Source organism: Vibrio sp. STUT-A16 (genome assembly GCF_026000495.1).
Classification (GTDB): Bacteria; Pseudomonadota; Gammaproteobacteria; order Enterobacterales; family Vibrionaceae; genus Vibrio; species Vibrio diabolicus.
The window spans coordinates 594,047-609,407 of sequence record NZ_AP026766.1 but is presented as its reverse complement, the minus strand read 5'-3'; the positions used below and the strand labels follow the sequence as shown (position 1 = coordinate 609,407).

The 15,361-nt window shown below is 47.0% G+C and carries 9 protein-coding genes and 1 pseudogene; 3 read left to right on the top strand and 7 right to left on the bottom strand.

All coding sequences use genetic code 11. The features are described from left to right. The first annotated feature begins 67 nt into the window (after nt 1-67). Complete coding sequence (locus OO778_RS19260) at nt 68-916, top strand: mechanosensitive ion channel family protein (RefSeq protein WP_005392418.1); 849 nt, start codon at nt 68-70, stop codon at nt 914-916. A gap of 99 nt (nt 917-1,015) precedes the next feature. Here OO778_RS19260 and fhuB read toward each other — a convergent pair whose 3' ends face one another. From fhuB to OO778_RS19240, 4 genes are read right to left on the bottom strand one after another with little or no spacing between them, the layout of a single operon-like run. Then, the gene (gene fhuB, locus OO778_RS19255; protein WP_074190422.1) at nt 1,016-2,983 is read right to left on the bottom strand and encodes a Fe(3+)-hydroxamate ABC transporter permease FhuB; all 1,968 of its coding nucleotides are present in this window, start codon (nt 2,981-2,983) and stop codon (nt 1,016-1,018) included. Then, nucleotides 2,980-3,909, bottom strand: a complete 930-nt coding sequence (locus OO778_RS19250; RefSeq protein WP_074190423.1) for an iron-siderophore ABC transporter substrate-binding protein — start codon at nt 3,907-3,909, stop codon at nt 2,980-2,982. Before OO778_RS19250 ends, fhuB begins: the two co-directional genes overlap by 4 nt. Continuing rightward, nucleotides 3,900-4,685, bottom strand: coding sequence for an ABC transporter ATP-binding protein (locus OO778_RS19245; RefSeq protein ID WP_074190424.1), 786 nt, complete (start codon nt 4,683-4,685; stop codon nt 3,900-3,902). Before OO778_RS19245 ends, OO778_RS19250 begins: the two co-directional genes overlap by 10 nt. A gap of 52 nt (nt 4,686-4,737) precedes the next feature. Beyond that, a complete protein-coding gene (locus OO778_RS19240; protein WP_264912502.1) occupies nt 4,738-6,843 on the bottom strand; it encodes a TonB-dependent siderophore receptor in 2,106 nt (701 codons plus the stop codon). A 145-nt stretch (nt 6,844-6,988) separates the two neighbouring features. On the opposite strand from OO778_RS19240, the gene OO778_RS19235 reads away from it, so the two are divergent. Further along, complete coding sequence (locus OO778_RS19235) at nt 6,989-8,842, top strand: ABC transporter ATP-binding protein (RefSeq protein ID WP_074190697.1); 1,854 nt, start codon at nt 6,989-6,991, stop codon at nt 8,840-8,842. Nucleotides 8,843-8,965: 123 nt separating this feature from the next. Continuing rightward, nucleotides 8,966-10,201: pseudogene (locus OO778_RS19230) on the top strand (IS4 family transposase); the annotation flags it as partial. A 151-nt stretch (nt 10,202-10,352) separates the two neighbouring features. Here OO778_RS19230 and OO778_RS19225 read toward each other — a convergent pair. The 3 genes from OO778_RS19225 to OO778_RS19215 form a co-directional block, all read right to left on the bottom strand. Then, nucleotides 10,353-10,607 (bottom strand): hypothetical protein, encoded by a 255-nt coding sequence (locus OO778_RS19225; protein WP_046875806.1) that lies wholly within the window; start codon nt 10,605-10,607, stop codon nt 10,353-10,355. Between the two features lie 185 nt (nt 10,608-10,792). Further along, the gene (locus OO778_RS19220) at nt 10,793-12,295 is read right to left on the bottom strand and encodes an efflux transporter outer membrane subunit (RefSeq protein WP_074190427.1); all 1,503 of its coding nucleotides are present in this window, start codon (nt 12,293-12,295) and stop codon (nt 10,793-10,795) included. Then, a complete protein-coding gene (locus tag OO778_RS19215; protein WP_074190428.1) occupies nt 12,292-15,354 on the bottom strand; it encodes an efflux RND transporter permease subunit in 3,063 nt (1,020 codons plus the stop codon). Before OO778_RS19215 ends, OO778_RS19220 begins: the two co-directional genes overlap by 4 nt. Nucleotides 15,355-15,361 lie beyond the last annotated feature (7 nt).

Genomic DNA, 15,361 nt, shown 5'->3' with positions numbered 1-15,361 from the left:
ACTGACAAAATAATTTGTTATGGTTACCCGTTACTAGGCCGTATTTTAATTCTAAGGGAGCCGTGGAATGGAGAAAGTGCAGTTAGTCGTCGATTTTCTTCTCACTCATAAACTGATTTTTACCGCACTGATCTTTGTGATTATGTGGTTAATTCGTCGTACCATTTTATCGATGATTCGTGGTGACCATGCCTTTCTTTCTGAAGATCAGCGCAGCTGGATGTCCAGAACTAAGAACGGCACCTTTGCCGTTACATTACTGATTTTATTTATTTTATGGCAATCAGAAATAAACGAGTTTGCTCTAAGTGTCACGGCGATAGCGGTTGCCATTGTTGTGGCATCCAAAGAGATAATTTTGTGTTTTACAGGCTCGATTCAAAGAGCAAGCTCACGTTCTTTTCGTGTCGGTGACTGGATTGAGGTCGGTAAACTGTGCGGCGAAGTGATCGAGCACAATATGATGGCGACGGTGATTCAAGAGATCGACCTGCACCATGGGCAATATCACTACACCGGAAAAACCGCGACCTTACCCAATAGTATGTTTTTTACTTACCCAGTAAAGAACCTCAATTTTATGAAGCGCTACGTCTACCACAATTTTTCTATCGTGGTGAAAGACTTCGTTAATTTGTATCCTCTGTTACCAATCTTGACCGACAAGATTGAAGAGCATTGTAGCTACTTCAGTGATGTTGCGCATCGCTACAATGCGATGATTGAAAAACACGCGGGGGTCGATCTTCCCGGTGCAGAGCCACATATGCATATTTCTAGTAATATCAATGGTGAGCAGATTTTGCATGTTATGATTTTCTGCCCGACCGATAAAGCTAACCACTTGGAGCATTTGATTCGTAAAGACTTTATGGAACTTTATGAGCAGCGCTTTCCTGTGGTGAGTGAAAAATAGAGAAGTGTCGTACGCCAGTTAAAACAAACCCCGCTATCAAACATAGCGGGGTTTGTTTTTCTAACGGTATTTCCAGCTCTAACTATATTCCCTGAATACTTAGCTGAATTTACTTTTCAGCATTAAAAACAGAAAGTAAGTACTGCCTAAAATAGCGACCAATGTGCCAGCTGCGACCTGACTTGGATAAATAGCGATTTGTCCCAGCCAATCTGCCCACAACATTAGGGTTGCACCAATTAAGGCTCCGACACTTAGTTGCTCTTTCACTTTTCTTGCTCCTAACATCATCGCCATATGGGGAGCGACCAAGCCAACAAAAGATATCGGACCAACTGTAGCGGTAGAAAAGGCGCATAATAAAGCAACGATGGTGAGCATTAGCGTATTGGCTACGGTGGGGTTAAGTCCTCGTGCATTTGAGAATTGTCGTCCGATGGAAATTAATGTTAGCCAGCGAGAAATCGCGAATACAGCGGTAAGCAGAACCATTATTGCCAAACATAGCATCAGTGCGGTGTCGGCTGTGACTCGATAAATTGAACCAGTTAGCCACAATAAAATCTTGTAACTGTCACCAGAACCTTGAGCTAGCGAAAATTGAACGAGGGCTTCTAGTAGTGCCGTTAGTGCGATGCCGGACAACACGAAGTTAGATGGATTAAAATGGCTTCGTTTACCGATAATCAGCAATAACATCAAGACGGACATACTTCCGAAAAAAGCGATACCCCAGTTAAATGCGGATAGAAGTGACCCAGCGATGACTCCTGTCGTAATAATGGCAAACGTGGCTCCGGAAGACACACCGAGAATATCGGGACTTGCCAGAGGGTTGTAAACAATGCGTTGCAAAATGATTCCGGCAACGGATAGAGCAATACCGACAGAAAGTGCGGTTAACATTCGCGGCCAGCGCAATTGCCATTGAAACTCCCCTGGCACGGACCATTGGATCCCGTTTATACCATGGGTAACGAATGAGTAAGCTAGAACCCCAACCAGACTGAATAGCGCAATGCTGCATACCGCGCGTTTAGAAAGCGCCGTTTTTCCTTGGCTCATTGAAAGGTTAAGTTGATCGGTTGCCGTCAGCTTTTTACGAGTAAACCAAATTAAAGCGGGAGCGCCAATAGCTGCAGCCGCTACGCCGCTAGGAATGGTTTCCTCTAACCATAAGCTTAATGAGATGGCGGCAGAGTCTGTGATGATTAACAGCATTGCGCCCAAAAGCATGCTGCTGATCAATTCGTCGCGCGGTGTTCTTGCCCCCATCGCTCTGGCGATATTGGGGGTCAGTAATCCGATGAAGCTGATAATGCCAACTGCGGTGATTGAGGCAGATACCAGCCAAATACCCATCACCATTAACGTACCAAAAGCAGGTAATACTGCTAACCCACGCGCTGCTGCGCCTTCTTGCCCTAGTTTCATTAGAGTCAGAATGCGTGGTGCGACGATCAAAATGACGATTGCAATAGCAGCGCGTGGCAGCAACCATTCAAACCAATCCCAGCTGTATTGTGAGAGGTCGCCTGCTCCCCACATAAAAATATTTTGCGCAAACTGAGCATTTAAAATAATGATGGCTGTGGCGATAGAACCGAGCAGGATATTAATCACCATCCCCGAAACGACCAGCGGCAAACCTGTCATATTACGCACACCAGCAATTGATACGATCAGGCCAAACGCCACTAAAGCCCCCGCCATTGCGGCTAATGCAGAGTAATCGGCTACCCAATCGACGAACCAAATGTTTACCACGACTAATGCAAGCCAAGCACCAGAAGAGGTGCCAAGAGTTAACGGCGAGGTGAGGTTATTCTGCGTTAATTGCTGCATTAAGCTGCCGGTGAGACCAAGCATGGCACCAACAAGCAGGGTCATACTTAACCTAGGAAGCTGAGCTTGCGTAAAAAATACGTCACGAAATTCGCTCGCTACCTCTGGTTTTGTTAATAATTGCCATTGTTCGAAGAGTGATAAATTAGTGTCAATTTGTAGACTAAAGACGCTAAGTAACGTAATCAGCGCCAGATAACCAATATAATGTTTCGTTCTCATTGCTTTGGTGCCAACTCTATTAGACTGTCGGTAATCGCTTCAGCGGTGTATTGCAAAGACATAGCACCGCCATACGCCCACACTGCTCTGACTGAATTTACCCGCTGCTTCTTTACAAACGGCATCGCTTGCCAAAGTGGCGAATCTTTCAGTTTGCGTTCTTCTGGAAAAGGTTGTACGTAGAGAACGTAGCTGTTTTGAAGGTTTTGAAGTCGATTAATCCGATCTTGCTTTACGCCCCACGCGCGTGGAGCCTCTTTAATTGGAGTCTGTAATCCCAGCTTTCTGACCACGTAGTCTGTGGTGGAAGTTTCGGTTGCAAGAAACACCGTATTCGGCGTTGAAAAACGCATCACCAGAACACTGAGTGGTTCAGAGTAATAGTGGCGAATTCGCTGGCGCATCTGCGCAAATGAAGCATCTAATTCTGCCAGTTTCTGTTCAGCAAGAGCCTCTTTATTGAATAGCTTGCCGAGCGTACGAAAGTGACGAATGGCCGTTTCAGCTGCGGCCTCACTTTCAGAAAAATTAGGTAAATAGATTACCGGAGCAATTTGTTTGAGTAACGGAATCAAGTCTTGCTGTGGAGACGCAGCAAGGATGACATCTGGCTTCAAGCTGGCGATTTTTTCTAAGTTGGGCTCTGCTCGGGTTCCAATATCTTCAATTGACTCTGGTGCATACGGATTAACCACCCATTGGCGGTAGCCTGGTAAATTTGGGGCTGCGATTGGTTCTACGTTTAGCGCCAAAACTTGTTCTAAGATGTCCCAGTTTAAGGCAACAACGCGTTGTGGCGCTTGCTCAAAACTATGCTCACCATATTCATCGGTAACGGTGATGACTGCATTTGCATTAGTCATAAAAAATGCCAACAGAAAAGCAGATTGTGTAACCACAGTAAGTAAACGAGCTATTATGCGCATACAACAGCCACCTTTTGGCTCGCCAATGTGTTGGCTGGCGTTGGATGATCAATGAGCTTAATCGGTGACTCATACAACTCAGAAAGGCGATCCTCATCTAGCAACATGTCGGCGTTGCCTTCGAACGCAATTTGACCTTTCTTGAGCGCAACAATGTGGGTTGCATAGCGCAGTGCTAAGTTCAAATCGTGCAGGATCACGATAATGCCTACGTTCTCGGTTCTATTCAGCTCTGACAGTAGCGCCATCAGTTGAAATTGATGGTGAACATCGAGCGCGGAGGTCGGTTCGTCTAGGATCAAAATCGGTGATTGTTGAGCCAACAGCATAGACACCCAAGCGCGTTGGCGCTCACCGCCCGATAAATCGTCCGCTAATGCTTGAGCAAACGGAGCTACGCCAGTGAGACCCATGGCTTCTGCGATGATCTGTTTGTCTTCAGGTTTCCAGCGACCAAGTGCGCCACGCCACGGAAAGCGACCTAAGCGCACTAGCTCTTCTACTGTTAAACCAGCCGAGGAGGGCAGCTTTTGTGGCAAATAGGCGATCTGCTTTGCCAGCTCTTTGGTTTTGAGTGATGAAAGGGAAGTGTCGTTTAATGCTACCGTGCCTTTATCTGGTGACATTTGACCAGAAAGCAGGTTCACCAGTGTCGATTTGCCTGAACCGTTATGGCCCAAAACGACAGTTAGTTCATTCGTTGGGATGTTAAGTTGGTCGATGACGAGGATCTGACGTCCACCTCGAACGATCTCAATATTAGACAGTTGAAACATGGATGACTCTTAGGAGAAAACTCCCCTCAAGAGAGGGGAGTAGAAAGTTCAATTACCAGCGGTAGTTTGCGTTTAGCATGACAGAGCGAGACTGGCCGTAGTAACACCAGTAATCGCAACCTGAAACAAACTCTTTATCCAGAATGTTGTTCACGTTTAGCTGTGCTTGCCACTGTGAAGTGATGTCGTAAGTGACTGACGCATCCCAAAGAGTGACTGAAGGAACAGTTAGGTTTGAGCTCTTAGGGTTATCTTTTGACTCACCTACGTAGCGCACACCAGTACCGATATTGAGGCCTGGAATCAGGCTGTAGGCGCTGTAGTCTACCCATGCAGAAGCTTGGTGCTCAGGAATAAGTGCGGCTTGTTTTTTACCTTGGCCAAAGCTCTCATCTGTTTTCGCTTTGGTGTAGGTGTAGCTTGCCATCAGTTTTAGATCGTCGGTTAGCTGTGTTGTGCTTTCAAGCTCAATACCTTGAGAAGTCACTTCACCCGTTTGTGTCGCGATCCATGTTGATGGGTTGGTCACCAACGCGTTCTTTTGCTTAATGTCGAACCATGCAAGGTTGATAAAGCCATCCATAAAGCTTGGCTCATACTTCACACCCACTTCTACTTGCTCGCCTTCCAGCGGTTTATAAAGCTCATTGGTTGCAGCATCAATGGTGCTGATCACTTCAAACGACTGAGAGTAGTTTGCGTAAGGTGACAAACCATTGTTTGCAAGGAACATTACACCCGCGCTGAGAGACAACTGACCATCATCACGAGATTCGTTTTGATCAACGCCTGCGCCTTTGCCAGAGTTTTCTGTTTTCACCCAGTCGTAACGAGCACCCACGTTACCAATCCACTGTTCATGCAGTTTCAATTGGTATTGCGAATAGAGACTTGCTTGAGATTTCTCAATCTCACGTTTCACGTTGTTGGCAGGATCAAGAGGGGTGAAGTTGCCGTAAACTGGGTTCCACGGATTGATGGTGCCAAATGCGTAGTTGTCTTGCTCGTCGCCATCGGTTTTGTGGAATTGCAGAACCATACCGATAAGCACTGTGTGCTCTGCGTTGTCTGTCATCCAGTTGCCGACAGCATTGTTATCGAACGTGATGCTCTGGTTTTTTCCGTCACGGAATACGATGCCTTGCGTTAACTCTTCTTTCGCTGGATCGTTGTTTGAGAACGCGTAAGAGCTGCGCAAGTACAACTCATTCGAACCGTAGTTGAGGTTTTGCGAGAGTGACCACGTGTCATTGATGTCGTGCTCTAGTAAGTAACCTAGAGAAAACTGCGTGCGTTCGTATTTATCGTAGTTTGGCTGACCAAGGTTAGTCGAAGGATCGATTTTGCCAAAGTTAGAACCAATCAAAGTTCCTGCTGCTGGGAAGAATGGGTTGGTTGGCACACCGTCATCACGAAGGTAAGTAGCCAAAACGGTCAGCATTGTACGGTCAGAAATGTCGAACTCGACACTTGGCGCTAGATAAAAACGCTCGTTGTTAGTGCCGTCCAGTTCGCCATCTTGGCTTGTCATCAGGCCAACCAAACGGTAGCGGATTGTGCCAGCGTCGTTTGCTTCATCAGCAATGTCAAAACCTACAGACTGGTGTTGGTTGTTGCCTACTTCGACTTTTACTTCGCCTTGAGGCGTAAACGTTGGTTTTTTCTGTACCGCATTCACGATACCGCCTGGTGCCGATTCACCAAACAGAATAGCTGATGGGCCTTTAACCACTTCCACACTTTCTAGGCCGTAAGGTTCGACCAACCATGTGTAGTAACCATCGCGGAATAGGCGGTTGCCGTTTAGGTAAGTCGCTGCATCAAATCCACGAACTTTGAACCAATCAGTGTCGTTGTCGGCGCCATAAGGCTGAGCGGTTACGCCAGATGTGTAGCGTAATGCTTCGTCCAACTTTTGCGATGCACGAACGCGAAGCTCGTCTTCAGAGATAATAGAAACGCTGCGTGGTGTTTCTGCCGCAGGGGTTTCTACTTTAAGTGCTTGCGCGGTGACCGTAATGGTCTCCATTGCAATAATGTCATCTTGTACAACGTCTTCTTGAGCTTGTGCTGTGAATGCAACCACTGCTGCTGTTGGTGCCAAAGCACAGACCAACGCGTTACGGATCGCGATGGTCAGTAAGTTATTCTTTGTCATAAATATATTCCCGACAATTATGATTAACGCTAAGCTTAATTGTAATTATTATCATTTGAACTTTTGTTTCGGTATTTTACTGACTTTTGTATCAAAAGATAGTAAAACGTTCGCAAATTCATTCGCGGTACTTAAAGTCGTTGTTATGTTCAATTGGTTTGAAAAACTGACCCAACCCTTTCCCCAGATGGAAACCGAAAAGCCACCGAAGACACTTTTTGGCTTCTGTCGCTTTTACACTCGTGGCTTTGAAGCCCCTTTACTTGTTATGGCTGTGTTCAGTGCGCTTATTGCCATTACTGAGGTGACGCTGTTGCGTTATATGGGCGAGCTCGTCGATATTCTCTCTAATCAAGATCGCGCAACATTCTGGCAAGATCAGGGTGATCGCATGCTAATGATGCTGTTCTTAGTGGCGGTTGTGATGCCAGTTCTCGGTTTTGTCCACTCAATGGTGATGCACCAAACGTTATTGGGTAACTACCCGATGTCTATCCGTTGGTTGATTCACCGTTACTTGCTAAAACAAGCGGTTGGATTTTTCCAACGTGACTTTGCAGGCCGAGTTGCGACCAAAGTGATGCAAAGTGCGTTAGCGGTACGAGAAACGGTCATGAAGTTGGTGGATGTACTGGTTTATATCAGCGTTTATTTTCTTTCGATGCTTTGGATGATGGGCGAGGCCGATGGCTTGCTGATGTTGCCTATTGTGATTTGGATAGGAATGTACGCGGTTATCCAGTTCTACTTTATCCCTAAAATGAAACAAGTAGCGACAGAGCAAGCGGATGCTCGCTCGGTTATGACCGGACGCATTGTCGATTCTTACACCAACATTTCTACCGTAAAACTATTCGCTCATTCACAGCGAGAGTTGGAATACGCAGAAAGCAGCATGAAGCAATTTTTGGTGACGGTTTACCGCCAAATGCGCATGGTGACTTGTTTGCTGTTTAGTGTTGATGCCATCAACTATTTACTGCTGATGTCTATCAGTGCCATTTCGGTTTATTTATGGCTAGATCACGCTGTAACAATTGGTGCTATTGCGATTGCCATTAGTATTGCGTTGCGCGTACAAGGAATGTCGAAGTGGATCATGTGGGAAGTTAGCGCATTGTTTGAAAACATCGGTACGGTAGTGGACGGTATTAATACGATTTCAAACGACGTTGAAGTGAAAGACGTGCCAAATGCCAAGCCTCTGCAAATCTCGCAAGGTGAGATCTGCTTTGATCACGTAGGTTTTAACTACAGTGATGAGAAGGCAGTATTTGAGAACTTGAATCTGACTATCAAACCGGGCGAAAAAGTCGGTATTCTCGGTCGCTCTGGGGCAGGTAAATCCACGTTGGTCAACTTGTTGCTGCGCTTTTACGACGTAAATAGCGGTAAGATTTGTATTGATGGACAGGACATTTCGCAAGTCGAACAAGAGTCGCTTCGCCAACACATCGGTATGATCACGCAAGACACCTCTTTGCTGCATCGTTCAATTAAAGAGAACATTCTTTACGGTGATCCAGATGCTTCAATGGATGCCGTTATCGCAGCTGCTGAGAAAGCACATGCCCATGATTTCATTCAATCTCTACGAGACGAGCAAGGTAACGTTGGCTATGACGTTGAAGTGGGTGAACGCGGTGTGAAGCTGTCTGGTGGTCAGCGTCAACGTGTGGCGATTGCTCGCGTGCTGCTGAAAAACGCGCCAATTTTGATCATGGATGAAGCAACGTCTGCACTTGATTCAGAAGTAGAATCGGCAATTCAAGAAAACCTTGAAGTTCTGATGGAAGGAAAAACTGTGATTGCGATTGCTCACCGTTTATCAACGATTGCCGCGATGGATCGTTTGATTGTGATGGATGACGGCAAAATCATTGAGCAAGGCTCGCATTACGAGCTGCTGCAATTGGGTGGTGTTTACGCTCAGTTGTGGAAGCATCAAACCGGCGGCTTTTTGTCTGAGCAAGGTGATGCTCAACTGCAAGTCATCTAATATGACGCTACACGAAAGAGGAGCAAATGCTCTAATGCCGATCAGGTAACGGATTAATCGGCAGATCAATTGCACGCTCTTCCTGTATGTAAAAATCCGATAGACTACGTTTATCGGATTTTTATGCACGTTTCCCAAGCCCTCAACATCATCAAACCAAATCAAGTTGAGATTCTCGCAGATCTCCTGCCAATTGAACTCATCAATAGTGCTTATGAGCTGACTGACACCGTTACTCTAAGAAAACGAAAGCTAATTTTAGAGTCGATGTTGTGGTTACTGGTTGGCATGGCTATCTATAACGATAAATCCATGGCAGATATTGTAAACATGCTCGATATTGCTTACCGCACATGTAAGCCATTTGTTGTTCCAAGTGCATTACCACAGCGAAGAAAAAATTCTCGGAGAATCAGCCGCTAAAGCGCTCTTTGAGTGTACGCAGCGTCATTGGTTCGCTCAGGCTAACTTGCCGAATTGGAATGGTGAGGTTACTCTGCGTCGATGGGGTTTTATGGCGAGCAGAAGACTCGAAAGACAATGCTGAAGCGTTTGCTAAGCCCACGAACAAGGATGGCCAAGAGACGCAGTATCCACAGTTACATATGGTATGTCAGATGGAATTGAGCAGTCATTTGATCACAGGCAGTGCATTCGACTGCTATACCGTGAACGAAATGAAGTTAGCCTAGCAACTTATAGAGACGACCCCCCAATAAAAGCCTAACGCTCTTCGACAAAGGTTTTTACTCCCTTGGTTTGCTTCAAGCATGGAGCTCGAAAGGCATCAATCGACATTGGCTTATCCCGATGAAAAAGGACTAACTTATGAAATTGTTCAGTCTCTAGGCAGAAAAGATAAACTGATAAAACTGAAGAGTAATCCGCAAGCGCGTAAGAAGTGGCCAGAGCTAGAACAAGAAGTAGTTGTACGCTTAATCACAAGAGTAAAAGATGGCAAGTAATACGATGTTCTCACCTCAATGCTTGATCCTATGCTCTAACCAAAGTCAGGTATCGTAGGCTTATATGGGTATCGTTGGGAAATTGAACTCTGCTACCGTGAGCAAAAACAGTACATGCTTGGTAACCGACTCACGCTTCGAAGTCGGACTCCCTGAATTAGTGAAGCAAGAACTCTGGGGAATACTACTGACCTATAACTTGGTCTGGTATCAAATGGTGCAGATGTGTAATACGTTGAATGGAGATTACTTGCCAGATCAACTTAGCTTCAATGGAGCATTAGCTCACATCATACGCCTGATAGTGGGACTTCCATACTCGTCACTAGGAGCCATACCGAGACAACTTCAAAACTTTTACGCAATGAGTGGGAGTTTAATATTGGAGCCTAGGTGAGAAAGATTCTGTCCTAGAGTAGTGAAGAATAAGCCAAGTCGATATCTTAGAAAAACAATGCCGATCGCCTTAAGTGAACGGCATTAGGGCCTTTGCTCCCTTTTTAGTTATCAAGTATCCGTTATTAAGCTCAGGTTGAGACAGAAGTTTATTTAAGTTTCTGATGAATACGGTAGCCAACAACAAAACCTATGTAGAATAGCGCTGCGAGAGTAAGCATTGCCGTAGCGTACGCCAGTAGGCTGTTTAACCCTAAACCAAAAGCCAGAGTGAAGGCGATACCATGAATGGCCTCCGCAGGGATTCGGTACCAAGCAGCGTGGACGGAAGATCCGAAGAGGATAAAGGTACTAAGTAAGACAATCGTGCCGCCTATAAAGCCGACCCATCTGCTGTTGTTCATGTTGTAATCTCAGGTGTTACCGAGGTAACGTAACAAAATATTTCAGAGCATGCATTATACAACCTAGAGAGGGTATAGGTGGTAGAAATATTTGCCTCACAAACTAAGAGGCCATCTAAGTGGCCTCTTTTTAACCGATTTAACGGCATCCGTTATGACGCAAAGGTGTGAGGCTTGTAAGAAACCTAACCTTTGGCATTCGTGTCGGGTTGTGCTTCTGGTTGTAGCGTCCAATCACCACCAAGCGATTTGTAGAGCGCAATCGTAGCGTGTGCGGTTTGTAACTTTGCCGCGACTCGCTGATCTTGCATCATGCGTTGCTGACGTTGCGCATCCAAAACTGATAAGTGATCAATCAAGCCTGCTCGGTACAGTGACTTGGCTTTGTTGACGGCGTTATTGGTGGCTTTCAATGCCTCATCGATTCGGCGCTGATTTTCTTGGCTGCGACCATAAGTAAACAGCGTGGATTCGGTTTCTGCCAAAGCCGCCTCTACCGTATGTTGATAAGACAATGTCGCCGAATCAAAACGCGCTTGGTTGATGGCTTCAATTGCCTCGCCACGCCCCCCATCGAACAAGTTCCAGCTTACGCCTGCCGCGCCCATCCAACCGAAAGAATCGCTACTGAAGAGATCGTCAAAGCTTGACGCCGACAACCCCGGAGCGCCCGTCAAAAAGAACTTCGGATATTGATCAGCAACGCTTGCTGCTAACTCTTCATTGAGCGCGGCCATTTCGCGCTCGGCTAAGCGAATATCGGTACGACGTTTCAACAGATCGGAAGGTAAACCGACCGGCACCATGTCTTGCATGACAGGTACACTATGTTGCTTAGACAGACGGATTTCGACTTGCGTTAGCGGCTCACCAAGCAATACTGCTAAACGATGTTTGTGCGCTTGTTGGGCAATCTCTAACTGCGGAACGAGCGATTCCATTGCCGCAAGTGTGGCCTTTGCTTGGGCTAAATCGAGATCAGAACCGTAGCCGCTGCGCACGACTTTTCCGACGAGGTCGAGTGTGCGTCGTTGATCTTCTAAGTTCGACTTTGCCAATTCAAGGCGCTCACTCGCGCCTTGGTATTGCAAGTAGTTGTGAATCAAATCCGCTGTGATCACCGTGTTCAAGCCGCTTTGATAGATCTGAGCTTGTTCGAGACGAATATGCGCCGCGTTCGCTTGGCGGTCAATGCGCCCAAACAGATCAACTTCCCAAGCGATACTCGCGCCTGCAAATACGCCATCGTGCTGATTATCCATTAGGGTGACGTTACCAATTTGAGGTGGCAGACCCGACACGGAATCACTGAGTGGATTCAAGATCGGAGCGAGTGAAGAGTCATTTTTACTGAACTGATAGTTCATGTAACCCGCACCGAGATTAATTGTCGGTACCTTGAATGACTCCACCATGGTTTTATAGTTGTTGGCCATTTTCACCCGCTCGGCCGCCACTTTCAGCGGAATGTTTTGGCTCTGCATGTCTTGAACCATTTGATTCAACACCGGATCGTGAAACTTAGTCCACCAAAACTCAACGGGTTGTGAATCGGTACTCAACCCTGCATTTTCGGCGTTCAAGTAGGTTTCTGCCATGCTGGTGGTCGGTGCTTGGTAGTCGGGGCCCACTGCACAACCTGCTAAACTTAGGGCTAGAACGACAGGCGTTAGAATGAATTTTTTCACGATGACGCCTCCTCTAGCTCAGCGTTGGTTTGTGTGGATGGTGCGTTTTCTTTGTAAGCAAGGCGATACAGCGCAGGCATGACAAACAGTGACAATATGGTTGCGGCTGCCAAGCCTCCGATGATGGTTGCCGCCATTTGGTCAAACAGCAGATCTGACAGCAGCGGGATCATGCCGAGCGCGGTCGTTAACGCACCCATAGAAATGGCCATAGTACGGTTGACCGTGGCTTCTTTGATCGCGTCAGACAAGCTCTTGCCATTTGTGCGTTCGAGCTCAATTTGATCCATTAGTACGATGCCATTTTTGATGATCATCCCGGTCAGCGTGATGGCTCCGATCAGTGCCATAAAGCCAAATGGTTTATCGAATCCAAGCAGAGCAAACACAGCCCCTGATGCTGCCAGTGGTAGCGTTGCGAGGATGATGATTGGCTGCTTAAAGCCGTTGAACATCGCGACTAGGATGATCACCATGATCAGCATTGCTTTTGGTTGCTGCTTCATGATGTCGGTGACCGCTTTGTCTTCATCGTAATATTCGCCTCCCCATTCCATGCTGTAACCCGCCGGAAGTTGGATAGCTTCAACCTGATCTTTAATGGCATTTCTTACATTCGCTGGTGTGGAGTCTCGACTCACACCCGCTTGAACCGTGATGGTTTTCACGCGGTCGCGTCGCCAAATCATGCTTTCTTCGGTGACCAGTTCGAATCCATCCACCACTTGACCAAGCGGAACGCTGTTAAAGCCAAGTAGCGAGCGCACAGGTAGCGTTTCTAGTGACGCCATGTTTTGCGATGTGCCACGTAACTGAATTGGAATCAGCTCATCATTCAGGTTCATTTGTCCGAGCGGCATGCCGTCTGATGCACGTTTTAGCGCGAAAGCGACATCGGCGCGGTTAATGCCTGCTTGACGCATTTTGTCTTGGTTTAGAATCGGCTTGAGCACTTTGCTTTCTTGTCGCCAATCATCGCGAATGTATTTTGCATCAGGGTTTGAAGCAAAAATCGTTTTCGCTTCCGCCGCTAGTTGATGTAATACGGTTTCATCCGGACCAGAAAAACGCACCTCAACCGCGAACTTATCTTTGGTTGCCAACTTCAGTGCTCGGAAGCGAGGTTCGGCATCCGGAAACGCCTCTTTCAGCCAATCATCACCACGCGTCACCAAGTAACTGATGCTCTCGTAGTCTTTGGTGTTGATCAGAATCTGCCCGTAGGCAGGGTCGAGCGGCTCAGGCTCTACCGTTACCGAGAAGCGAGGTGCACTGGTGCCGACATAGCTAGAGATACTTTCCACTTCTGGTTGTGCGACCAACCATTCTTCAACTTTGCGCATGTCTGCCGAGGTTTGTTCAATCTTGGCACCATTGGGTAGCCAGTAATCGAGAAACACAATTGAGCGATCCGACTGAGGAATAAAGTTCACGGCCACATACGGGATTGCCACGGCGGTGACTAAAATCAACGGAACCAAAGCGGCTAATGCTTTACGCGGGTTGTCCACCGTCCAGAATACCAACTGTTTATAACGGCTCGGTTTGGTCTCTTCGCTGTTAGCTTTTGGCTTGATGAACATCCACGCCATTAATACCGTAAACGTCATCGCGACGATCCATGAAAGCAACAGTGACGACGCCACAATGTAGAACACAGAGCTCGCAAACTCGGCAGAGTCGGTTTTGGAGAACAACACTGGGCTTGCGCCCATAATCGCGATGACAGTTGCGCCTAAAAGTGGCACAGCGGTTTCTTTGACGGAATCAATCGCGGCGCGAGTTCGCTCGATACCTTTGTTGAGCTTGGCGATCATCATATCGGTGATCACAATGGCGTTATCCACCAACATGCCCAGTGCGAGAATAAACGTACCTAGCGAGACACGGTGCAAATCGATGCTGGCGATGTTCATGTATACAAGCGTAAGCAAAATCGTCAGGAGCAAGCTTGCGCCAACGATGGTTGCACTCTTAAAGCCCATGAAAACCAACAACACCACAAAAACAATCGCGACACTTTCAAGCAGGTTGCCAACAAAGTCGTCGATAGACTTTTGTACTTCTTCAGGTTGATAAGCAACGGTCGAGATGTCGACACCCAGCGGCAGTGTTGCTTGGTAGTTAGCGATGATGTCTTGAATCGTATCGCCAAGTGACACCACGTTAATGCCTTGAACTGGGCTCACCGCCAAAGTCACAGCGGGCTCTCCGTTGTAGCGGTTTTCTGCCAATGCTGGTGTTTGATAACCCATGGTGATGTCGGCGATGTCACCAAGACGAATCAACCCCGAGCCAAACTCGCCGGTGCCACCATTGATGATTAAATTGCGAATGTCTTCTAGAGACTGAAACTCACTGGTTTGCGCAATACGAATACGCTCTGTGCCTGCATCGAATTTTCCCGCTTCGAACGTGCTGTTTTGTGTGCTCAGTTGGTTCCAAACTTGTGCGATCGACAAACCATATTGAGCCAAGCGCTCGTCTGGCATATCGATATGTACAACGCGAGGTTGAACGCCGTGTAGCTCGATCTTTTTGATGCCGTCGACGGCTTTGATTTGGCGTTGCAGCTCTTCGGCGTAGCGACGCAACTCTTCTGGTGCAGCATCTGTGCTGTGGATAGAGAAAAGCATGCCGTAGACTTCAGAGAACTCGTCTTGTACTACGCTGATCTGCGCACTGGAAGGCAGCTGTAGTTTTACATCGTCCACTTTGCGTCTCAATAAGTCCCATTCCTGCGGAAGTGCTTTGGAATTAAGGCTCTCTTTGAGGTCAACAAAGACCATAGACAAACCTGGGCGAGACAATGAGCGCAAGCGATCCAACTCCGCCATTTCCTGCAATTTGGTTTCCACGGTATCGGTGACTTGGTGCTCGACTTCTTCGGCTGACGCACCCGGGTAAAGGGTCACGACTACCGCAGTTTTTACTGTAAAGCTCGGGTCTTCCAACTTGCCTAAGTCGAAGTAAGAATAGATGCCAGCGATCACGCTCAATACGATAAAGAACAGAACGAACTTACGTTGGCGAATCGCGAATTCAGCTAAATTGATCATGGATTCG